Origin of the sequence: Microcoleus sp. S28C3 (genome assembly GCF_036700785.1) — a bacterium.
In the GTDB taxonomy this organism is placed as follows: domain Bacteria; phylum Cyanobacteriota; class Cyanobacteriia; order Cyanobacteriales; family Microcoleaceae; genus Microcoleus; species Microcoleus asticus.
In genome coordinates, this window is sequence record NZ_JAUBPO010000042.1 from 39,207 (window position 1) to 60,233 (window position 21,027).

Genomic DNA, 21,027 nt, shown 5'->3' on the forward strand with positions numbered 1-21,027 from the left:
AAAAGTGGTTTTTACCCGCAACTGAGCAATCCCGAATCAGCGTCAAGACTCGCCATAATTCCCATGGGTAAAGCAGCGTTAACCCCCTCGTGCCCGAAGGGCAAATCCGAGACAATCGGAATATTCAAATCCCCCAGCCGATCGCGCAAAACCTCTTCAATGCTAAAACTGGGAATACTCGGGTCAATCTCGCACCGACTGAAGCGCCCCAAAGCAATGCCCCGCACCCCAGCGAAAGCCCCCGCCATCCGCCACAAAGTCAGCATTCGATCGACTCTGTAAGGAGCCTCGGAAACATCCTCAAATGCGAGAATAACCCCGGTCAAATCCGGTTGATACGGGGTTCCGAGCAAATGAGAAGCCACCGTCAGATTCGCCGGAAACAGCCGTCCCGTGGCTTTTCCGCTGCCCCATCCTTTACCTTGCAAAGATTGTAAGGGACGACCTTCGATGCAGTCAAAAAGTCGATCGACAGACCAATCCGGTTCAGCAGCCAAAGTTGTCAGCATCGGCCCGTGAACACCCCAAATCCCCAATTTGTCGTGATTCCACAGCAAAGCAGTAATGTCGGAAAAGCCGATTAACCATTTCGGCGAATGGGAATCGGGAGTTGGAAATTGGGAGTTTTCCGCCTTTCCCACATTTCCTTTTTCCAAAAGTCGAGTGCTGCCGAAACCGCCACGAACACAGAGAATACCGCGACAATCCGGGTCATTGAGGGCATCTGCTAGCTGTCGGACGCGGTTTTGGTCGGAACCGGCCAAATAGCCCCAGCGATCGTCAAAACCTGGTGTTAATTCAACTCGATAGCCGCGGGATTTCCAAATTTCTACACCCTTTTCAAAGTTGGTTGATTCTCGCAAAGTGCCACTAGGGGCAATTACTTTGAGCAAATCTCCTGGTTGCAGAAATTTTATGTCAGTCATTAGTTATTAGTTATTAGTTATTAGTTATTAATTAGATCCTGTTTGGTGAATCGAGCATAATTCCGTAGGGGCGGGTTTTACAGACAATTTCTGACAGAAACAGACAATCTCGCAAACCCGCCCCCACCCACCCATAGGTGTAGACCTACATTTTCGGATTCGATGCAAATTTCAGGTTGATGTGGGTTATCGGTTGTGGCGGGGCGGGTTTATCTAGATTGTTGGTAATCGTTAGATATTGTCGGTGAAACCCGCCCCTACAGGATATGGTTAATTATTGATTTAGGAGTGAGTTTTTCAGATTGTTTGTTAATCATTGCTAAGGCAAAGTTAGAATTTCCACCCCAGAATCAGTAACAGCCAGAGTGTGCTCGAATTGAGCCGAAAGCTTTCCATCCTGGGTGATCGCAGTCCAACCATCGGCGAGAATTTCCACTTCCCAAGTACCCTCATTAATCATCGGCTCGATCGTAAAAACCATGCCTTGTCTGAGCTTCTTCCCCGTGCCCCGCTTGCCGTAGTGCAGAATTTCCGGTTCGGTGTGAAAGACTCGGTGAACCCCGTGCCCGGCAAAATTTCGCACTACCGAAAAACCCTGTGCTTCAGCATATTCTTGAATCGCTGCACCGATGTCTCCGGTACGAGCACCCGGTTTAACTTCCGCAATTCCTCTTCTTAAACATTCCTCGGTTACTTCAACTAACTTTTTCGCTACCGGTGAAGGTTTTCCGACAAAAAAAGTCTTGGAAGTATCGCCGTGATAGCCGTCAACTAAAGGCGTTACATCAATATTAATAATGTCGCCTTCTCTCAGAATTTGTTTAGCATTGGGGATGCCGTGACAGACTACTTCATTGACGCTAGCACACAGAGATTTAGGAAATCCTTTATAACCTAGCGGAGCGCTTTTTGCTCCGTGTGCCAAAGTCCAGCGTTCGGCTTCGTCGTTAATTTCGAGAGTGCTGACACCGGGTTTAACCATTGGTTCTAGGTGTAGGAGAAGTTCGGCAGCTAAACGGCCTGCTTGGCGCATTTTTTCGATTTCTCTACTGGATAAAAGCACTAAACGTTCGGTTGCCATAGTTTTTTCTGTTTTCTTTTTTTGTGATCGATTAAGAGTTTATTTAACTCAATTTTAGAATAGATTTGAACCAGTGTTCAAAACGATCGCCCAAAGCTCCCAAAGAATATTCTACCTCTGCTTGTCGCCGGCAAGCGCTGCGGTCAATTTGGTCTAAGCGGGCGATCGCACCTACCAAGCCATTTACACTATCAGGCTCCACTAAAAAGCCCGTCAGTCCGTCTCGAACAATTTCGGCAGGCCCCCCGCGCTCGTAAGCAATCACAGGCACACCGCACGCTAAAGCCTCGATCGCGACATTTCCGAAAGCTTCCACCCAGCGCGGCGTCATCAACAATGCTCGGCACTGACGGACTTGCTCTTGCATTTGGGTTGTTGTCAGAAACCCTAAATATTCTACCGGAGCATCCGGGTAATCTGCACAAATTTTTTCCCAATAATCCTCATGTTGCATTTTGCCCATAATTTTTAGGGGAATGCCTGTAATTTTCGCTGCCGCTACTGCATCTTCTAAGCCTTTTTCCGGGGCGATGCGACCAAGCCAAGCTAATTTGGGTTCCGGTTGGCTGCAAAATTCGTATAGCGATAAATCTATGCCGCTTCCCAACAACTGACACTCCTTGGCAAAGGCAAAGGTTTCGGCTTGGGAAACGGTGTAAACTCCGATCGTACCGGGAAATTGGGCGGCGGTTTGTCCGGCGATGCGATCGAGCGATTCAGAAACGGAACCCATGCTGATAAAATGGGCGATCGGAGTCCTCAAAAATGGCGTCAAATAAAACGGCAGCCAATCGTAGGCAAAGTTAACAATGACATCCCATTCATCCTGAACTTGGCGAGCATATTCCCACATATTCGCCAGCACAGAATCGGCGGGCATCACAATAGCAGCATTGTAATCTTGTGTTTGGGCGGTTACTTGCAAATCGCCTGTTATTTCGATTACTGGAATTGATTCTAAGACTGATCCTACTGGTGCTACGACTGCTATTTTATGACCGCGGCGCTGCAATTCTTTAGCAATGTTAAGGACTGTAAGTTCGACACCGCCGCCCAACCCGGAACCGAGTTTACCTACAGAAGTTGACAGGAACAATAGTTTTAAAGAGTTATTAGTCATTAGTCATTAGTCATTAGTCAGCCTTGACTAATTCTAACATAATCTAAATTCTAAATTTTTCACTCTCCAATCTCCAATCTCAAATTATTTAAAAATTGCTAGATTTATCAATCTCTCCCAGAGCGCGGACGGATGCGATTCAACTGATTGATGGCCCAGCGAGCAGTTTCCTGAACTTCTGGATCGGGATCGTCCGTCGCACGGTGCAACAAGTGACTGATTTGATTCACCAATTCGTAAATCCGCGTCAAGTCGCGAATCGCATTTTTACGCACTTCGGGGTTTTCATTTTGCAGCGAAATTGACCAGGCATTATTCATGGGTTTGAGCGTGCGAATGCCAATTTCCGACAGACTTGCCAAAATTAAACTGTACTGCTTCGAGTCAGAATTTGCTAGCAAATCGAGCAACGGCTCAACTGCTCTGGAATCTCCCTGCTGACCGAGTTCCCAAATTGCTTTGCGCCTTTTTGCCGGATTTAGGTGCTGCAAATCTTCAATCAGTGCTTCAATAATATCAACTTTAGGTCTACCATCCGTTTCTGGAAGGGAAATATCTTTCTTCCGACTCGCTAGGGAATCGGCTCGATTAGTTGTTTCGGGAATGTTGAAACCTGTGTCGCTGTAGCCGTTGCTGTTAGTTTCCAAGGGCACGGTGTCGGAATTAATTCGATCGCCCTCGACAACTGCATCCTCGGATTCTGGTTCCCCCAATTCCCGGATAAACGGTAAAGGCCGATCGCTGCTGTCGAGACTGTAGTCTTTTGGCAAATCAAAATGGTAGGGCAAAGCTGGCCGCGGTTTTTGTCCCCCAAAAGAAACATCTTGATGTCCAATTTCCTGCGAGTTTGTAGGAGAATCGGGATTAGTGAATTGAGAGTTTCTTTGGTTGTGGCGATCGACTCTCCCCCGTCTTCGCCTTGAATGATTTGACTCGCCGTTGCTAACTAATTTGAGCATGATAAATACTGCCGCTGCCGTGACGACAACTGCTGCCAAACCCAACATTAACAACCCCCGCTGACGAGACAAAATGACAATCAAATTAGATATCGGTTTGGGGATTTTGGAATTAGATTTAGACGCTTTGGACGGCTTAGATTTGTTTTTATCGGGAGCTGGAGACGGTTTTGGAGGGTTGGAGTCCTGGCGATCGTCCGGGGGAGAGTTCGCCTGAGCAATTTCTAGGGAAACAGCCCGGTAGGAGGCATTGAGTACCTGTTGCCTTCCGTCGGCACTGGGACTGAACGCAGCGCCCAGACAGGCAATGCAGGTGAACAAACATACAAAGGAGCGGTAGTGCGCCATAAGACTCAATCCGGTTTTGAGAGGCAACGCCGCATGACGAGCTTTAGTTTAACCTTGAGTTAGCTCGATCCTAGCTGCTATGCGCTTAACTAACTCACAAATAGCACCAGACTCGCCAAAAACCCGGGTTTGAGAGGGCAGCGAGCCAGCCAGATCTGATTAACACAATTGCGTCATTGACGTGGAAGTCCTTTAACTAATTAGTTTGAGATGAGCTACATCGGCGGCCGCGAATAAAGCAGCGGCATCGAGAAAATTGATTGCAGCTCACCTCAGCAAGCGGAGCCTTAGCTGCGTGCTGTGCACGCGCAGCGCCACGGGGCTTCCGGGGCGCAGGCGGGCAATTGTTGCTCGCCGTCTATTTCTGACGGATAGCGTGGCATGACCAAGAGTTTAACAAGCTTCCGAGCCTGCCGGTCGATCGTTTTTGTCTTAATCTGGACGGAAGTCGGACAAGGTGTATTTGCAGTGGAAACGATAAACAGCATTTTTGAGTGTATTCTTGGCTGCTAAACCGAATATTTTCAGTACATTCCAGGACGCAATCTCGATCGAAGAAACCGGGTTTTTTTATCGAAACTGCTGTAAGAAAGAGAGCGCTGATTTGACCAATGTTAATTTCAAGGGGGGGAATTATGGCGGATAGAAGTTTTTGGGCGATCGACTAAGATAACCGTTAGGAAATATTGTATTCAGCAAGCAAGCGCCAAAAATCATACTATCTTGTAGAACTGGGCCAGTTTAGTTAGGAGCTATAGTGAGAGCGAGTAAACTGTTTCACGCACGCGCCCTCTCCCTACGTTCTGTTTATTTGTACCCACTTACTTAAGCTAAATCAATCGGTATTTAATCCTGTGCCGCCAAATTTGATATAAGATCGAGCTAAATTTCTAGTGTGAGAGAGTAGAGGCATTTGTGAGCCAACAAGATATTTTAAATTTAGCAAAAGAAGGCGATGCCCTGGCGATCGCATTTCTGATCGGCCAAGCACTCGAAAGCTTCGGGGTCAGGGCCAAAGCCAGCCGGGAAAATGACACCCTGCACCTGCTGCTGGAAGCAGAACAATTGCCCACAGAAGAAGCCTGCCTCCGAGTCGCAGTCAAAGGGTTGCAGCGGCTGCAACCAAATAACGTTTACTCAGTGACAGTTTACGGACGGCGGGGCGGCCAGCAATTGCCGGGTTGGACTCAGACGGTAGAATTAAAAAAACGCTTGACTTCCGCACCCGTGAGTGCATTAGTTGCCGTGAATGCAGCATTAGCTGCGAGTGAAGCAGTAGCAGCGAGTTTACCCGCTTCCCCAATTCCTGTGGCTTTGCCAAAGCTAGAAAAAACTCAAAATGCCACAATTGCGCCCACTCAAACACCAGAAAAATCTCCGCCCCAACCCCCGAAAATCCCAACTCCAAAACGCACAAACCAAAGGCAGCAAAAGCCATCACCGCAGCCAGAGTTAGCCCGCACTAAAACTAAAAAATCTGGGCTGTCAGTCGGTGTTCTGAGTCTGATTCTCGTGCCGATATCCGGCTTTGTTCTGGCTTCTCAACTTTACAAATCCTCAAGCACCGCTACTATTAACCCTCTAACGTCAAACCCTGCGGTACAAAAAGTGAGCTCGACACCGGCACCTGCAACCGCAGCCAAATCCCTTCCAGCTCCAAAATGGCCCTCCCCGGCTGCCAAAAAACCTGCCGCTGTGCCCGCAACTGTCAGCATCAAAGCAGTTGGCGACATGATCCCCGGCACAAATTATCCGTACAACAAACTGCCGCCAAAAAAAGAGCTTTTATTGGAGTCGGTAAAACCGTACCTCAAAGGAGCTGATATTCTGTTTGGCAATTTTGAAAGCACGATGACCGATTATCCTTACAGTTCCAAAGCAGGCGGCGGACGAATGCTGTTTGCCTTTCGGACGCCTCCGAGTTATGCCAAAATTTTCAAAGATGTTGGTTTTGATATTTTGAATGTTGCCAACAATCACTCTTACGATTTTAACGAGCAGGGATTTAAGGACACGATTAAAAACATCGACAGCAACGGCATGAAAGCTGTTGGCAAAAGAGATCAAATTGTTTATCAAAATGTCAAAGGCGTGAATTTTGCCTTTATCGGGTTCAGCAACTACGGCGAAGTTCACAATTCCTTGCTGGAACTGAAAGCGGGAGCCGAAGTTGTCAAGAAAGCGAAGGAAAAGGCTGATATTGTAGTGATATCAGTTCATGCTGGAGCTGAAGGAACGGGAGCTCTGAATGTGAGAAACAAAAACGAATTATTTTACGGAGAAAACCGGGGGAATATGGTTTTGTTTTCACGGACGATGATTGATGCGGGAGCAGATTTGATTTTGGGACACGGCCCGCACGTTCCCCGAGCGATGGAGCTTTATAAAGGGAAATTGATTGCTTATTCGCTGGGCAATTTTTTGGGTTATCGCACTTTGTCCACAGCAGGAGCACTCGGTCAATCTCTAATTTTGGATGTGAAAATGACTCCGCAAGGGGATTTTGTTTCGGGTAAGATTATCCCAGTCGAACTTAATCGGCAAGGCATCCCATCTATTGATGACGATTTTAGGAGTGTGGGGTTGATTGACCGTTTGACAAAAAGCGATTTTCCCAAGACTGATTTGAAAATTGATGACAAGGGGATAATTTCCAAGAAATGATCGGGGCAATTATTTACCGAAGAAGTGCCTTATGACGAGAAGCTATACTTCCGGTGACTCCTCAAATAAGCGATCGCCCCGGTGCAATCCATCTGCCATTTGATAAGTTTGTGCTTGCGATCGCACTGTCGGGGCATGGGCGGCTAAATACCTTGCCGCCGCCACTAATACCACAATGCGATCGCCCGCATTTTCTAATAAAGCATACTGGCGAAATGCTGCTTCTACCTGCTGAATAACGTGGAAATCCCGATTTTCCCGCAGCATCAGTTTTCCTAAAACTGCCATCAACCGTTCTGATTTGCCGCCGCTATATAAGTATTTTGCAACTAATTTACCGACTGGATTCACCTGTTGCTGTCTGTCCAACAAGTCTGGCAGTTGTTTGAGCAATTCCTCTGGATTCTCAACTACATCTGTTGGTTCTGGAAGTCGCGCAGGCGGTACATTTAAGAAACGGTTGAGATATACGGCGATCGCTGCATCGAAAACTCCCCGCAGCAACTCTATTGAAGGCGATCGTCGCAATCCTTGATGCACCGCATTCGCAAAGGTAAAGGGATGGTGCGCTGAATTCCAGTCGCTGTGGTCGTTATTCGTATTAAACCGGGCTACGCGGAGGGCAGCAGCATAAGTGACTGCACTCGCTAATTCGTCTTCGCTACAACCTTCTTTCAAGGCAGTTAAAAGTGCATCGACGATCGCCAATACATCTTCGCCCAACAACATCGGAATTAACTGTTCTCTTCCCAACCAATTGCCCCGGTGCGATCGGCCCATTTCTAAAGCTGCCGGCAACTGCGCCATCGCTGACTCTAAAATTGCCACCACATCCACAGGGTAGCGCCAAGAACTCGACTCTTCCATGCGCGCCGCATTCGCCAAACCACCCACCAAACTCGCGAAAATAGTTTCTGCCCCTTCCCAATTCACTGCATCCAGGGCTTCTAACGCCTTGTTAATAAAGTCGAGGCTGTGACCGACATCAATGTAGCGGTGGTCAGTAGCGGCCGCAAACAGCATATCAGCAATTTGTTCTCGTTCAAGAGGCGCGCGTACTGCTGTCAACAAACATCGTTCCGCCGCTTCGCTGTCTCTGATTTCAATAAATTGCCGGAACCAGCTTTTGAGTGTCTCTGCATCAACCTCAGAATTAGGCAAGGGGTGAACCGCAAAGTGAGGGGGTGCGCCTGCACTATCGCGGGCCACTGCCGAAAGTCCCTGATAGAGGGCACGGGGTCGGTCTTCTGGATCTAGATAAGGCAGGATATTCATCAAGCAGGTGTGGATCGATAAACCCGTATCCCATCCCGATTTGTTGTAGCGGGTGCCAAACTCTAATCCGATTTGGAAAGGTTCGCTGGCAGTTGCCCCCATATCTAGCAAGGCAATCACTGACTTGGCGATGACTAGAGAAATTCCTTGTTCTAACCCATCTTGAAGTCTCTGGCGCTGGTGGGCGTAAGGGTCAAGCTGTTGTGCTAAATTTACCCAAACTTCCCCGTCGCGAATTTCCGCTGGGAACGATCGCACGTCGTCAGCCCAAGAGTCAAAAGTACCGCCGCTGGCGACATCAAAGCGGGCGTAGTGCCAAGGACAGGTGACTATGCCATCTTTGCAAGTGCTGCCGTTGAGGGGAAAACCCATGTGGGGACAGCGGTTGTCGATCGCGTATACCCGATCGTTTGAGTAAAAAAGGGCGATCGCGTGTTTTTCCAAATTCACTAACAAACTGCCCTTTGTCTCGACTTCTGCAAGTTTCGCAGCGCTAACGTAATAGCCTGAAGTCTCAGCCATAAGTTTTTAAACTACTTTATATATAAACTAGATTAACTGCTTCGTAAAACTTACTCGAACTTATCTAAAGCCATCTTTAGACACAATCGATGTTCACTTCCTACGCTGTTGGGTAGACGGCTAATCCCAAGATAAGTAGGCTATCCCCCTCAAGCCGAGGGTTCCCAATTTAAAATATTGATGCTCGCATTCCAGTCGCGATCTAAAGATCTGCCGCAAGCAGGACAATCAAAAGTCCGAATGCTTAGCGGCATATCTTTTTTAGTGCCGCAATTAGAACAAGTTTTCGTGCTAGGAAACCATTGATCGACTAACACTAAATTTGCTCCATACATTTTGCACTTATAATCGAGTTGACGCTTGAATTCGTAAAAACCCAAGTCGGATATTGCCCCAGCCAGCTTGTGATTCGCCATCATCCCCTGAACGTTCAAGTTTTCAATCTTAATTAGTTTGAAAGTTTGAGCTAAATAAGTTGTTAGCTTGTGAAGAAAATTTAAGCGAATGCGAGCTATCCGCGCGTGAAGTCGGCTAATTTTATTGTAGGTCTTGCGCTGGTTTTGGGAGCCTTTTACCTGTTTTGATGCTTGGCGCTGCAAGGTAGCAAGCTTGATTTTCGCTTGCTTTAACGGTTTTGGTGCATCAAAGACCTGCTGGTTTGACAGGGTGGCAAAAGAATTAATGCCGACATCGATTCCTACAGAACTTTCAGATTGATGAACTGGCAAACGTTCGGCATCAACGCAAAAGGAAACAAACCAGCGACTTGCTTCTTTTGAAATCGTAAAAGTTTGAGATACGTAGCCGCAATCTAGGGGTTCGTCGAGTCTAAAAGTTCCCAAAGTAGGAATATTGATGGTTTTGCCAGCGCTTAATAAAACTTTGCCGTTAGATGAATCGACCCTAAAAGATTGACCGGATCGGCGGCTAGCAAATTTTGGATGACCTGCTTGGACAGAGCGATACCGACTAAAAGCATCTTTCAAGTCAATTAACGCATTTTGGTAAACTCGGCTAGATAATTGGTTCATCCAACCAAATTCAGGCTGTTTCTTAACGTAGTTGGTGAGAACTTTTTTAACTTCGTTGAGTACCTTGGAGTCCGTAAATTGCCCCTCGCCATACATTTGAGTACGCAAGCTCAACCCCATGTTAAATACTACGCGCCGGAATCCTGCGTGTTTTGCCATTAAAGTCGCTTCCTTGTTATTTAGTTTCAGCGCTCGTTTAATAGCAAACACAAAACTTTCTCTCAATAACGAACTATGGATAATTTTAGCAAACTATTTGGCGCTTTAGTCAAGCTCAATCTCGATCGCCAGCAGGTTTATGTTTTGGCTTTATTCCAAATTCATCACCGATAGCAAAGCTTCTTTCATCTCCTCTACCGTTGTTGTCGCCGTACCGAATTGACGCACGACAATACTAGCCGCCAAATTGCCCAAAACTGCCGCTTCCCAACCGGATGCACCGACGCACAAAGCTAAAGTCATTGCTGCTACAACTGTATCTCCAGCACCGGTTACGTCGAATACATCAGTCTTGTTAAAAGGGGGAATGTCCCAACTTTGAATGGCAAATTCCCCCTTTTCACAAATGGATGTTGGAGGGGGTGAATTTTTGATTTCTTCGCCGTTCGCCCTTTCAAACAAAGTCATCCCTTCTTCGCCGCGAGTAATCAGGATTTTTTGAGCTTGAGTTAAGTTCAACAAATCGCGTCCTGCTTGCATTAAAGTTTGAGGGTTTTTGATAGCATATCCCACTGCTTGCTCGGCTTCTGGCAAGTTCGGAGTAAATAACATTGCTCCAGAATATCGCTGCAAATTTGTTTGAGCGTCTACAATTGTTTTGCCGGGAACCACTGCCGATTCGATCGCCAAATTTGTCAAAACTCCGTCGCCGTAGTCGGAACAAACCACTGCATCTACTGTCGGTATTTGCTGCCGGATGTAGTCTGCCAGTTGCAACTGCAAATCTAAATCCGGCAACTCGTCCGATTTGCGATCGACTCGGACAATTTGCTGAGTCACCGACTGCCGCGCGTGCCCGGAAATGCGAGTTTTGGTGACAGTTGGACGCTGCGAATCGATTAAAATCCCAGCCGTATCAATTCCCGCCGCCTCAAAAATACCGCACAAAGCCTTTCCCTGGTCGTCTTTTCCCACCAAACCAGCAACTTTTACTTTGCCTCCCAGTTTGGCTAAATTGTAGACAGCATTTGCGCCACCTCCGGGTACTTGCTGAGTATTTTCGTAGCGCAAAATCAACACAGGTGCTTCGCGGGAAATTCGCTCTACTTGTCCGGTAAGAAACTCGTCCAAGGTCAAATCTCCGATCGCTAATACCTGCGCTCGATGGAAGCAGTCTAATCTTTTCAATAATTGCTCTGTTGAGGCACGCAGTTGAGGCAAAAAATCGGAATAGTCGTTAGTCATTAACCAAAAAAATGAGACTGAGGAGTTGATTGTTGAGTGTGGAACGAGCGGGAATTAAAAATCCTAATATTAATTAATAATTAATTTCCTCCCTTATTTTATTTTTAACTTTTAATTGATTTTCTGGCTGGGATTTTGAGAAACCAGTTGCAGGCTGTTGGCGATCGCACTCGCTCAAACAATTGGGCAAAAAAATGCGGATAAAAGCGCAGCCATTCAGACTCAAGAGAAAGTTTTACGGTGTGGAAGTTTCCTTCTACATAAGTGTCTTCAAAAAACAGCAAAGTTATTTCAATTTCTGCTTGATGATCGTAATCACCTGAGTCATTTGTTTTTTGAGTGCATCAATTTCCGCTTGCATTTTTGCCATTTTCACAGTCATCGCCTGAATTTCGGCCGCACCCGCTCCAGAAGTGGGTGCAGCAGCGGCGGCGGCTGGGGCTTCGGGCACCGGTTTCTTTTTCGCCAGTACCATCGCCGATTTGATTGCCTCGGTTAGCTGCTTCTTCTCAAAGGGTTTGGCGATGAATGCAAAAAAATGCTTCTCAAAGGGTTTCGGAATTTTTTCCATCACCTCTTCTTCGCGGCCCGACATGATCACCAAAGGTATCTTAGAAAGCTCGGGATGGGCTTGCACTTTTTGATAAACTTCCCAACCGCTGACTTTCGGCAGTAGGAAATCTAACATAATTAGATTCGGACGGGCTTGACGGATCAGTTTGAGTCCCTCTTCACCGTCTTTTGCTTCTAGAACTTCAAAGTTACCCTGAGGCAACATCTCTCGGACTCGGACGCGGATGACTTTACTGTCATCGATTACCAAGATTTTTTGACCAGCCACGACTGACTCCTTCAGTAATGAATGAGTGATGATTTGCAACCTTCAGTATATCCCTAACAGAATTCTACCCATAATTCTGGGCGAGTTTAGTTTTGTTGCACTTGGGCGCGATTCGGGTTTAGGGTGAGGTTGCTACAAGTTCAGGGACTTTGATTTCGGATAGGATCGAAGGCATTAACTCGATCGCCACTTAATTATATGTCGCCCCAAACTCCTCAAACTCCTACAGTCAAAGCAGTTGCCGCCCAAATGCGGGGTGAAATAGAGGCGATGCCGGAGTGGTTGCGCAGGCCCGTTGGCAAAGCTAGCGAACTTTCGCAAGTGCAAAAAATTATTAAACAGCGGCAAATTCACACGATTTGCGAGGAGGGCAGATGTCCCAACCGGGGCGAGTGCTACGCCCAAAAAACGGCGACTTTTTTGTTGATGGGGCCGACTTGCACCCGCGCTTGTGCTTTTTGTCAAGTAGATAAAGGTCATTCTCCGATGCCCCTCGACCCGGAGGAACCGCAAAAGGTGGCTGAGGCTGTGCAGTTGTTGGGTTTGCGCTATGCGGTGCTGACTTCGGTGGCTAGGGACGATTTGCCGGATGGGGGTGCGGGTTGGTTTGCCAGGACGATCGCCCAAATCCGCATTCTGAACCCGGATACTGAAGTGGAGGTGCTGACGCCGGATTTTTGGGGGGGAATCGGGAGGAGTTCAGAGGGGGAGAATTCCGGCCTCGATGAGTTGCAGCGAGATCGGATTCGCACGGTGGTGGAGGCTAAACCGGCTTGTTACAACCACAATATTGAGACGGTGCGCCGGTTGCAAGGGCCGGTGCGGAGGGGGGCGAAGTACGATCGCTCGATCGACGTTCTGCGTATTGTTAAGCAATATGACCCAAATATTCCCACCAAATCCGGTTTGATGTTGGGACACGGAGAAACCGAAGCCGAGATAGTCGAAGCGATGACCGATTTGCGGGAGGCCAAGTGCGATCGGCTCACCCTCGGTCAATACATGAGACCGTCTCTAGAGCACCTCCCAGTGCGCAAATACTGGACGCCGGCCGAATTTGACCGTTTCGGGTCGATCGCCCGGGAGATGGGGTTTGAGCGCGTGCGATCGGGGCCTCTCGTCCGCAGTTCATACCACGCCGGAGAGAGCGATTGAAATTAATCTCTATTTAACTCGGTATAAACTCATTGTTACAAAAAATAACTCTAGAGGATTGTGCATAAGTGCGACGCTCTCTGCTATTTGTAAATAGAGTGACATTATGAATTAGGAGCTTTACCTATGGCAGAGATAGCGAAGAACCAATTAAAATCCGAGTCCGTGATGAAAACGGGCAAGTTCCCTTACACCTTTCGCGCAGCCTGGTTTCTGTTGCTGTTAGCTATCAATTTTTTGGTTGCAGCCTATTATTTCCATATCATTGAATAGTTCTGCAACTTGATTTTTAGCAGACCCTGCTGCTCTCGACCTCAACGTCGAAGAGACGGAGAGAGGGAGAGGGGGAGAGTTTTGAGTTTTGAGTTGGCGAGAATATGACTTCATCCTTCTAACTAATGACTGCTGACTTCTTCCCTCTTCCTTCTAACTAATGACTTCTCTAGCGATTTCTAGAGGATTCTAGCTTTGACAACCGCTCTTTAATTTTGATAACATCTTGCTTCGTTTCAATTGCCAAAGTTGCTAAATTGTCAAACATCGGGTCTCCCGACCGCACTCTAGGATTTGTCCGACTAGCACCCGGAAGGTTAGGAGACTGAGGCCTGTTAACTCTAGAACCTTGATTCTGCAAACTGTAGATTTGTCCTCTGAGTTCAGAAATTTGAGTTTCTAATTGAGTAATGCGAAATTCTAATTGAGTTGTGGATTGAGCGGGCGTGACAATTGGCGCAACAGCAATTGCTAAGACGCAAGCCAGACAAAAAAGACAGATTTTTATGGCGCGATGGCGAAGATTTTTCGGCATAGCTTTAATAATTGAAATTATACCACTTCTACCATAACAAATCGCCCCTATTTTTGGTCTCTATCAGAAGTATGTCTTATGGCAACTAGGAACGTAGCTATTTTAATGTTCGATGATGTCGAGGTACTGGACTTTGCAGGCCCTTTTGAAGTGTTTGCGGTGACATCAGAATTAAGTAAGGGCGAGCGACCTTTTGCAGTCTCTACGGTAGCCGAACATCCCGGTGCTGTCAACGCCCGCAACGGTTTGAGCGTAAATCCCCACTGCACCATTTCCGATTGTCCGCCACCGGATATTTTAATTGTACCGGGAGGACAAGGTACGAGACAGTTAATCAATAATTCAGCAGTTGTTAATTGGATAAAAGATTGTGCGCCAACCGCAGAATTAGTGCTTTCTGTCTGTACGGGTTCGCTGCTTTTAGCAAAAGCTGGCTTGTTGGAAGGTTTGGCAGCAACTACACACCATCTGGCATTGGATTTATTGAGAGAATTAGCGCCCAACACAACTATTATCGAAAATCAGCGATTTGTAGATAACGGCAAAATCATCACCTCTGGGGGAATCTCTGCGGGAATTGATATGTCTTTGTACGTTGTCGGCAAGCTTTTGGGAACAGCACAAGCTGAACAAACAGCAGAGCACATGGAATATAAAATTGGTAATTAGGAATCCAGTTAATTCCGTCCTTATGCAAAACCTGTATATCTAGGGTGCGAAGTGCGTATCTCACCGCTATAATTCTTGCGCGTCAAACTACGCATAACCTAATTATACCAAGTATGAAAATCGAGCATCTCTATGGACACGGCAATGCCGTGTCCTACTCCCCGCACCGGAAACGGCAATGCCGTGTCCCTACCGTTCCCTTTTAATAATTGGTATAAGATTGAGGATTGTAGCAAGACTTTTTTAAATATGTATTAAGAATCTTCGCCCCAAACTTTTAGCTGTAAATAGACTAATACTAAAGCTAAAGCCATCAGGAAAGTTGCCGCTGCGGCTGCATAGCCAAAATCAAATTGCGAAAAAGCTTGCTCGTAAATATAATAAACTAGCAAATTAGTAGAGTTTAAAGGGCCGCCGCCGGTGATGACGTAAACTTGCTCGAAACTCCGCAGGGTAAAAATAGCAGTAGTGACTGTAGCAAATACTAAAGTCGGTCGCAAACCGGGTAAAGTGATGTACAAAAATTGCTGCCAAGCATTAGCTCCATCCAATTCTGCCGCTTCGTAACGATTTACCGGAATTGCTTGCAATCCTGCTAAAAATACTACCATATTAAAGCCTAATTGTTTCCAAACACTGAGCAGAATTATCACTGGCATTGCCCAAACTGTGCTGCTAAGCCAAGGAATTGGATTTAAGCCGATCGCATTTAGGGCATTATTCACCGGGCCTTCGGTTTGAAACAACCACCGCCAACCCAAGCCAACTGCAACTAAAGAGGTAATCGAAGGAATAAAATAAGCGGTGCGGAGAGCTCCTCGCCAAGCAAACGAGCGATTTAGCAAAACTGCTAAGCCCAATGGAATCACTAAACTGGGAATGACTGTCGCAGTAGTAAAATAGAGCGTATTTTGGATAATTTGCCAGAAATCCGGGTTGGTGACTAGACGCCAGTAGTTGTTCAAGCCAATCCAACGCACTCCCGATTGGGTAAAGCTGCCGCTGGTAAAGCTGAGGTAAAATAAATAGGCGATCGGCCAAATCAAAAAAATACCCAGAAACAGCAAAGCTGGGGCCAGAAAAGTCCAAGCTGCGATCGAATCATTATCCAACCAGTTAAAACGCCCAAATTTAATCGGAACCATTGGCTTGTAAATTTTAGCTTTTAGTTTTAAATGGTATCACAATATAGGTCAATGTCAAAATGAATCTTCTCGATATTTTAGCCAATTTACCCACTATAGAAACTGAGAGACTGCTGCTGAGAAAAATTACTTTAAACGATGCGAGCGATATGTTTGAGTATGCCTCAAACCCCGAAGTATCACAATACACAATGTGGTCAACCCACACCTCGATCGAAGACACTAAATACTTTCTCAAGTCACTTACAAAAATGTACAAAAGACGAGAGCTGGTAGATTGGGGACTCGTCCATAAAGCCGAGAAAAAGTTTATCGGGACTTGCGGATTTGTGGAATGGAGCATGACGCACAGCCGCGCGGAAATTGGCTACGCACTCTCTAGGAGCTATTGGGGCGAAGGATACATGAGCGAGGCTGTCAATGCAGTGATTGAATTCGGTTTTCGGGAGATGTTGCTGAATCGAATTATGGCTCGATGTGAGGTTAACAATATTGCTTCGGCTCGGGTGATGGAAAAAGTGGGGATGCAATGGGAAGGGATTTTACGACAGCACCTATTTGTGAAAGACAGATATTGGGATCTGAAAATTTATTCGATTCTCAGGGAAGAGTTTTTTGATAATATTGTAGAATAGGAGTTAATCAGTAGCTCAGCGAAAAAAAATAATATACTTAGGACTTAGGCAATATCTCCATGTAGAGTGCGCCGAAGCACACATTACCCTTTACCTGTATTGTAGAAGACGAGTGAATAGTTTTTATTTTTATGACCGAGAATTTCTTGATGGTACCCGCCACGTGATTGATCCGTGGAATCAATCCAAAATCTAAAATCTAAAATCCTCACGCCCCCGAATTTATCCGTGGGGTCAATCCAAAATCTAAAATCTAAAATCTAAAATCGAATGACCGCTAATCCAGTATCTGCTAATTCCAATGCCTGCCTGATTTCTCCTGAGATTGGCAAAAGTTTGATCGCGCCGGCCCATCCTCCCTTAAAACTAGGAGTTTTAGCATCAGGAAGCGGCAGCAACTTCGAGGTAATTGCACAAGCTATCCAAAATCAACAACTCAACGCTAAAATCCCAGTATTAATTTACAACAACCCCGAAGCCAAAGCCGCAGCCAGAGCCGAAAAATACGGAATTCCCTCGATTCTGCTCAATCACCGCGAGTGCAAAAGCCGCGAAGAATTAGATACAAAAATTGTTAAAACTTTCCAAGAATATGATGTAGAATGGGTAGTGATGGCGGGTTGGATGCGGATTGTTACCAAAGTTTTGCTCGATGCTTTTCCCGATCGCGTTATTAACATTCACCCCAGTTTGCTGCCGAGTTTCCCAGGAATTCATGCCGTCGAGCAAGCACTGGCCGCTAAGGTTAAAATCACCGGATGTACGGTGCATATCGCCCGTTTAGAAGTAGACAGCGGGCCGATTTTAATGCAGGCTGCGGTGCCAGTATTGCCTGATGATACCGCAGAAACCCTGCACGCGAGAATTCAGGTGCAAGAGCACAAGATTATGCTCGGTGCGATCGCACTTATTGCCGAATCCAATCGAAAATATTGTGACTAAAAACCTCACCAATGCCGCATCTATCCCCGAATTGCCCGTCAGCGACTCACCCGAAACAGGCCCGCCGCTGATAGACTCGAATCGCCTGAAATTAATTCTCAAAGAAAGGCTCAAAAAGAACATCGGCATCAAGGGAGAATTCTATCTGCCTTGCTTGCCATCGATGCTAGACGACTATCTTAAATTACTGTCAGACTTTTTAAACATTCTGGGACAAAACATCAACGCTGCCCAAACCCAAAACTTGCGAACATTAATCGCCAACGCCTTAGCAGAAGGATTCAAAAATTCCCCCCACGCTAATCTAATAGTCTCATATTTTCCCGCCAATTCTCAAAGCGGTTTAGCTGGCGGTATTACTCTGAATACCAAGATTCAAGTCGAATCCATGGCCCAGAAATATCATAGCTGGCCGGATATTCGCCCCGAACCTTTATTCGGCAGCCATCCCGATGCTAAAGTTATCGCCACTGCCGCTGAATTAGGCGAACCGGGAAAAGCACCTATTTTAGATGTTGGTGCGGGTCCAGGGCGCAATAGTTTGCCCTTAGCAAGGTTAGGCCATTCCGTGGATGCGATCGAATTAACACCCATATTTGCTGAAAAACTATCAGCAGCAGCAACCGCCGAAAACTTGCCGGTAAATGTCACCCAAGGCGACGTTTTAGACCCATTATTGAGGATGAAAACTTATCGGTACAAATTAGCCATCGCTACCGAAGTTCTCTCTCATTTCCGCTACCCCGAACAAGTCCGCCTGTTCCTCGGCAAAATGTCCGATGCTGTTTTAAGCGGCGGGCTTATCTTATTCAGTGCTTTCTTAGCAGTAGATGGATACGAACCCGACGAGATGGCCAAACAAATGTCTGAATTGTGTTGGTCTTATCTGATTACCAGACAAGAATTGCAAGCAGCGATAGAGGGTTTGCCATTAGAAATTATTTCTGATGAATCTGTGATTGAATACGAACAACAACATTTGCCTGACTCGGCGTGGCCGCCGACACCTTGGTTTGCGAGTTGGGCTAGCGGGCGCGATTTATTTCCCGTCCAACAAACACCGCCGTTAGAGTTGCGGTGGATACTTGTTAAACGCTTATAAAGAGTAGTATGGTGCGTCAATCGATTTTAGATTTTAGATTTTAGATTTTAGATTCAAGAATCGAAGCATTGACCCCACGGATAAATTCGAGGGGCAAGTTTCATCGGATACAGGTTTTTTATTTCTCCGTCCTGAGTCTGCGAAGGAATGAATCCGGGGGCTTGTATCCTGGATGCTTTCGGTCACAATTTAGTTTATCGATGATTGATAAAATAACGCGGTCTAACTCACATCTTGCACCATTCTTAAGAACAGGCAAGATGCCTGTTCCACAAAGATGGAGTTTTCTTCTTGTGGGGTGGGCATCCTGCGCGCCCGCAAAAAGCTAATTGAGAATGGTGCAACATCTCAGAGATCACGCACCATACGACAATTTTTAGGGATTAAAAATCCAATCCTAAACCTCAGATGCTCGCAATTGTCCGCAGGCTGCATCTGCTTCTAAGCCGCGAGAATACCGGACGCTAACTGCAATTTTCTTTTCCTTCAAAACCGCAACGAAACTGTTAATTCGGTTGGGAGTCGGTCGCTTATATTCAGCTTCCTGAATCGGATTGTAAGGAATCAAATTGACGTGACACTGAAAACCGCGCAAGTGTGTGGCTAACTCGGCTGCGTGTTCCGGCAAGTCATTCACACCTGCTAAAAGTACGTATTCAAAACTCAATCTGCGCCCAGTCGATCGCACATATTCCCGACATTCTGCGATTAAGTCACCCAAAACATAAGGGCGGGCGCTAGGAATTAACTCTTCGCGCAATCTTTGATTGGAAGCGTGGAGGCTGACGGCGAGGGTAACTTGCAGTTGATGTTCAGCTAGTTGGCTGATGCGATTGCGAATTCCTACTGTAGAAATGGTGATGTTTCGCTGTCCAATCCCTACGTCTTGATTCAAACACTTGACAGCAGCTACAACATTATCAAAATTCAGCAGGGGTTCGCCCATTCCCATAAACACGATGTGGCTGACTCTGCGGCCGAAATCTTGCTGTACTGTCAAGACTTGATCGACGATTTCGTGTTTTTCTAAATTGCGCTTGAAACCGCCTTTCCCAGTAGCGCAAAAGTCGCATCCCATCGCGCAGCCAACTTGGGCTGAGACGCACACAGTCAGCCGTTTATCGGTGGGAATGCCTACGGTTTCAATGATTTGACCGTCTGCCAATTTTAAGAGATACTTTACCGTGGCGTCTGGTGCGACCGATCGATAGTGAATGGTCGATCGCCCGATCGGAATTTTAGCAACAGTCTCGCGCCACTGTTTCGAGAATACAGAAATGTCAGAGATCGATCGCGCACCTTTCTCATAAATCCACTGGTACAACTGCTTTCCCCGATAAGCCGGTTGTCCTTGCTGCTGTACCCACTCCGTTAACTCAGCTAAACTCGCCCCCAGCAAGGGCGGAATTTTACCAGACTCAACAGCCAAAGCAGCAGTCTTGCGAGACTGATTCGCGCCCTTGGAATTACCAGAAGAGTACACCTGAGAAACGGAAGTAGGAGACATAGGTCATCAGAAAATTTAAAGCCACCCTCTATATTAAAACTTCTCGACCAAAGCTGCCGTTAATCCTCAAAAAGGTGAAGTCTCGATCCCCCTAAATCCCTCTTAATCAGCTATGCTTTATAAACATCTTTCTTAACAAAAAAGTTGACAAAAATTAATATCTGTGCAGTTGAACGCTCGGGTGATCGCCCAGGAGTCAGGTTAAAACGATCAATCAATGGGTAAGGCAAGAATTAGAAAAAACTCAATTGGGAGACGCAAGAAGAACAAATAGATTCATGAAAATTGTTTCTAACTTGATTGATAAACCCACATCCAGTGTACCTCAAGCTAGTGGTACATGGGCAGAAACTAAGGCTACTTATGATTTCTGGGATTCACCATATATAAAACCAGCTCAGCTTAGGCAAGGACACGTAGATGCGACACTTTCAAGAATCAAAAATCATCAAATTATCTTGGCAATACAGGATACAACGGAATTAAATTACACTACTCATAAAGCAGCCAAAGGAGTAGGATATCTTGATAGTAAATATGCTCAGGGATTGAAAGTACATTCAACTTTTGCAGCAACAACACAGGGGCTACCATTAGGAATTATCGCTCAATATGTCTGGGCTAGAGACCTAAAATCTTTAGGTAAAGCTGCTCAACGTTCTCAAAAATTAACTGAGGAAAAAGAAAGCCAAAGATGGCTTGATGCTTTAAAAAACACGTCATCTATCATCCCTGATTCACAACAAGTAGTCACAATTGCCGATCGAGAAGCGGACTTTTATGACTTGTTTGCCTGCGCGAACCGTCAGGGGGCAGATTTTTTGATTCGAGCAACTCAAAACAGATGTTTAGAGTCCTCATCCAACCATCTTAAAGAAGAGATGGAGTTAGTC

General features: G+C 46.3%; 20 protein-coding genes. 8 read left to right on the top strand and 12 right to left on the bottom strand.

Features of this window, described 5'->3' with window-relative positions:
- Positions 1-11: 11 nt before the first annotated feature.
- From QUA13_RS14645 to QUA13_RS14660, 4 genes are all read right to left on the bottom strand, one after another.
- The gene (locus tag QUA13_RS14645) at positions 12-926 is read right to left on the bottom strand and encodes an LD-carboxypeptidase (protein WP_333199556.1); all 915 of its coding nucleotides are present in this window, start codon (positions 924-926) and stop codon (positions 12-14) included.
- Positions 927-1,245: 319 nt separating this feature from the next.
- Positions 1,246-2,007 (bottom strand): type I methionyl aminopeptidase, encoded by a 762-nt coding sequence (gene map, locus QUA13_RS14650; RefSeq protein ID WP_333199558.1) that lies wholly within the window; start codon positions 2,005-2,007, stop codon positions 1,246-1,248.
- A gap of 43 nt (positions 2,008-2,050) precedes the next feature.
- Complete coding sequence (locus QUA13_RS14655) at positions 2,051-3,127, bottom strand: glycosyltransferase family 4 protein (RefSeq protein WP_333199560.1); 1,077 nt, start codon at positions 3,125-3,127, stop codon at positions 2,051-2,053.
- A gap of 107 nt (positions 3,128-3,234) precedes the next feature.
- Positions 3,235-4,434, bottom strand: coding sequence for a HEAT repeat domain-containing protein (locus tag QUA13_RS14660; RefSeq protein ID WP_333199562.1), 1,200 nt, complete (start codon positions 4,432-4,434; stop codon positions 3,235-3,237).
- 915 nt (positions 4,435-5,349) lie between these two features.
- On the opposite strand from QUA13_RS14660, the gene QUA13_RS14665 reads away from it, so the two are divergent.
- Positions 5,350-7,098 (top strand): CapA family protein, encoded by a 1,749-nt coding sequence (locus QUA13_RS14665; RefSeq protein WP_333199564.1) that lies wholly within the window; start codon positions 5,350-5,352, stop codon positions 7,096-7,098.
- 42 nt (positions 7,099-7,140) lie between these two features.
- On the opposite strand, the gene QUA13_RS14670 is transcribed toward QUA13_RS14665, so the two are convergent.
- The 5 genes from QUA13_RS14670 to QUA13_RS14690 all read right to left on the bottom strand — a co-directional run bounded on the left by QUA13_RS14670 (position 7,141) and on the right by QUA13_RS14690 (position 12,171).
- Positions 7,141-8,895, bottom strand: a complete 1,755-nt coding sequence (locus tag QUA13_RS14670) for a Rieske (2Fe-2S) protein (protein WP_333199566.1) — start codon at positions 8,893-8,895, stop codon at positions 7,141-7,143.
- A 149-nt stretch (positions 8,896-9,044) separates the two neighbouring features.
- The gene (locus QUA13_RS14675) at positions 9,045-10,136 is read right to left on the bottom strand and encodes an RNA-guided endonuclease TnpB family protein (RefSeq protein ID WP_333199567.1); all 1,092 of its coding nucleotides are present in this window, start codon (positions 10,134-10,136) and stop codon (positions 9,045-9,047) included.
- Positions 10,137-10,235: 99 nt separating this feature from the next.
- Entirely contained in the window at positions 10,236-11,330 is a 1,095-nt protein-coding gene (locus tag QUA13_RS14680; protein WP_333199569.1) for a PfkB family carbohydrate kinase, read from the bottom strand.
- A 104-nt stretch (positions 11,331-11,434) separates the two neighbouring features.
- Entirely contained in the window at positions 11,435-11,614 is a 180-nt protein-coding gene (locus QUA13_RS14685) for a hypothetical protein (protein ID WP_333199571.1), read from the bottom strand.
- Between the two features lie 2 nt (positions 11,615-11,616).
- Positions 11,617-12,171 carry a response regulator gene (locus QUA13_RS14690; protein WP_172190102.1) on the bottom strand — a complete coding sequence of 185 codons (555 nt, stop codon included), beginning with the start codon at positions 12,169-12,171 and terminating at the stop codon, positions 11,617-11,619.
- A 198-nt stretch (positions 12,172-12,369) separates the two neighbouring features.
- On the opposite strand from QUA13_RS14690, the gene lipA reads away from it, so the two are divergent.
- Together lipA and QUA13_RS14700 are read left to right on the top strand one after the other, a co-directional pair.
- Positions 12,370-13,326 carry a lipoyl synthase gene (lipA, locus tag QUA13_RS14695; RefSeq protein WP_333199573.1) on the top strand — a complete coding sequence of 319 codons (957 nt, stop codon included), beginning with the start codon at positions 12,370-12,372 and terminating at the stop codon, positions 13,324-13,326.
- A 126-nt stretch (positions 13,327-13,452) separates the two neighbouring features.
- A complete protein-coding gene (locus QUA13_RS14700) occupies positions 13,453-13,599 on the top strand; it encodes a photosystem I protein PsaX (RefSeq protein WP_172190106.1) in 147 nt (48 codons plus the stop codon).
- Positions 13,600-13,768: 169 nt separating this feature from the next.
- Here the strand turns inward: QUA13_RS14700 and QUA13_RS14705 are convergent, their stop codons facing one another.
- Positions 13,769-14,134, bottom strand: a complete 366-nt coding sequence (locus QUA13_RS14705) for a hypothetical protein (RefSeq protein ID WP_333199575.1) — start codon at positions 14,132-14,134, stop codon at positions 13,769-13,771.
- A gap of 78 nt (positions 14,135-14,212) precedes the next feature.
- Here QUA13_RS14705 and QUA13_RS14710 point away from each other — a divergent pair, with 78 nt between their 5' ends.
- Positions 14,213-14,803: a DJ-1/PfpI family protein gene (locus QUA13_RS14710; RefSeq protein WP_333199577.1), complete on the top strand. Its 591-nt coding sequence runs from the start codon at positions 14,213-14,215 to the stop codon at positions 14,801-14,803.
- A 254-nt stretch (positions 14,804-15,057) separates the two neighbouring features.
- Here the strand turns inward: QUA13_RS14710 and QUA13_RS14715 are convergent, their stop codons facing one another.
- Positions 15,058-15,948: a sugar ABC transporter permease gene (locus QUA13_RS14715; protein WP_333199579.1), complete on the bottom strand. Its 891-nt coding sequence runs from the start codon at positions 15,946-15,948 to the stop codon at positions 15,058-15,060.
- Between the two features lie 59 nt (positions 15,949-16,007).
- Here QUA13_RS14715 and QUA13_RS14720 point away from each other — a divergent pair, with 59 nt between their 5' ends.
- The 3 genes from QUA13_RS14720 to QUA13_RS14730 all read left to right on the top strand — a co-directional run bounded on the left by QUA13_RS14720 (position 16,008) and on the right by QUA13_RS14730 (position 18,627).
- Positions 16,008-16,583: a GNAT family protein gene (locus QUA13_RS14720; RefSeq protein ID WP_333199580.1), complete on the top strand. Its 576-nt coding sequence runs from the start codon at positions 16,008-16,010 to the stop codon at positions 16,581-16,583.
- A gap of 270 nt (positions 16,584-16,853) precedes the next feature.
- On the top strand, positions 16,854-17,525 hold the full coding sequence (gene purN / locus QUA13_RS14725) for a phosphoribosylglycinamide formyltransferase (protein WP_333199582.1): 672 nt from the start codon (positions 16,854-16,856) through the stop codon (positions 17,523-17,525).
- On the top strand, positions 17,518-18,627 hold the full coding sequence (locus QUA13_RS14730) for a class I SAM-dependent methyltransferase (RefSeq protein WP_333199584.1): 1,110 nt from the start codon (positions 17,518-17,520) through the stop codon (positions 18,625-18,627). Before purN ends, QUA13_RS14730 begins: the two co-directional genes overlap by 8 nt.
- A gap of 397 nt (positions 18,628-19,024) precedes the next feature.
- Here QUA13_RS14730 and rlmN read toward each other — a convergent pair whose 3' ends face one another.
- On the bottom strand, positions 19,025-20,134 hold the full coding sequence (gene rlmN, locus QUA13_RS14735) for a 23S rRNA (adenine(2503)-C(2))-methyltransferase RlmN (protein WP_333199586.1): 1,110 nt from the start codon (positions 20,132-20,134) through the stop codon (positions 19,025-19,027).
- Between the two features lie 209 nt (positions 20,135-20,343).
- On the opposite strand from rlmN, the gene QUA13_RS14740 reads away from it, so the two are divergent.
- A partial coding sequence (locus tag QUA13_RS14740) for an IS4 family transposase (protein ID WP_333199592.1) occupies positions 20,344-21,027 on the top strand: 684 nt, incomplete at its 3' end.

Coding starts and splice junctions, on each gene's coding strand:
- QUA13_RS14645 (WP_333199556.1), bottom strand. CDS start 926: ATGACTGACATAAAATTTCTGCAACCAGGAGATTTGCTCAAAGTAATT.
- map (WP_333199558.1), bottom strand. CDS start 2,007: ATGGCAACCGAACGTTTAGTGCTTTTATCCAGTAGAGAAATCGAAAAA.
- QUA13_RS14655 (WP_333199560.1), bottom strand. CDS start 3,127: ATGACTAATAACTCTTTAAAACTATTGTTCCTGTCAACTTCTGTAGGT.
- QUA13_RS14660 (WP_333199562.1), bottom strand. CDS start 4,434: ATGGCGCACTACCGCTCCTTTGTATGTTTGTTCACCTGCATTGCCTGT.
- QUA13_RS14670 (WP_333199566.1), bottom strand. CDS start 8,895: ATGGCTGAGACTTCAGGCTATTACGTTAGCGCTGCGAAACTTGCAGAA.
- QUA13_RS14680 (WP_333199569.1), bottom strand. CDS start 11,330: ATGACTAACGACTATTCCGATTTTTTGCCTCAACTGCGTGCCTCAACA.
- lipA (WP_333199573.1), top strand. CDS start 12,370: ATGTCGCCCCAAACTCCTCAAACTCCTACAGTCAAAGCAGTTGCCGCC.
- QUA13_RS14700 (WP_172190106.1), top strand. CDS start 13,453: ATGGCAGAGATAGCGAAGAACCAATTAAAATCCGAGTCCGTGATGAAA.
- QUA13_RS14705 (WP_333199575.1), bottom strand. CDS start 14,134: ATGCCGAAAAATCTTCGCCATCGCGCCATAAAAATCTGTCTTTTTTGT.
- QUA13_RS14710 (WP_333199577.1), top strand. CDS start 14,213: ATGGCAACTAGGAACGTAGCTATTTTAATGTTCGATGATGTCGAGGTA.
- QUA13_RS14715 (WP_333199579.1), bottom strand. CDS start 15,948: ATGGTTCCGATTAAATTTGGGCGTTTTAACTGGTTGGATAATGATTCG.
- QUA13_RS14720 (WP_333199580.1), top strand. CDS start 16,008: ATGAATCTTCTCGATATTTTAGCCAATTTACCCACTATAGAAACTGAG.
- purN (WP_333199582.1), top strand. CDS start 16,854: ATGACCGCTAATCCAGTATCTGCTAATTCCAATGCCTGCCTGATTTCT.
- rlmN (WP_333199586.1), bottom strand. CDS start 20,134: ATGTCTCCTACTTCCGTTTCTCAGGTGTACTCTTCTGGTAATTCCAAG.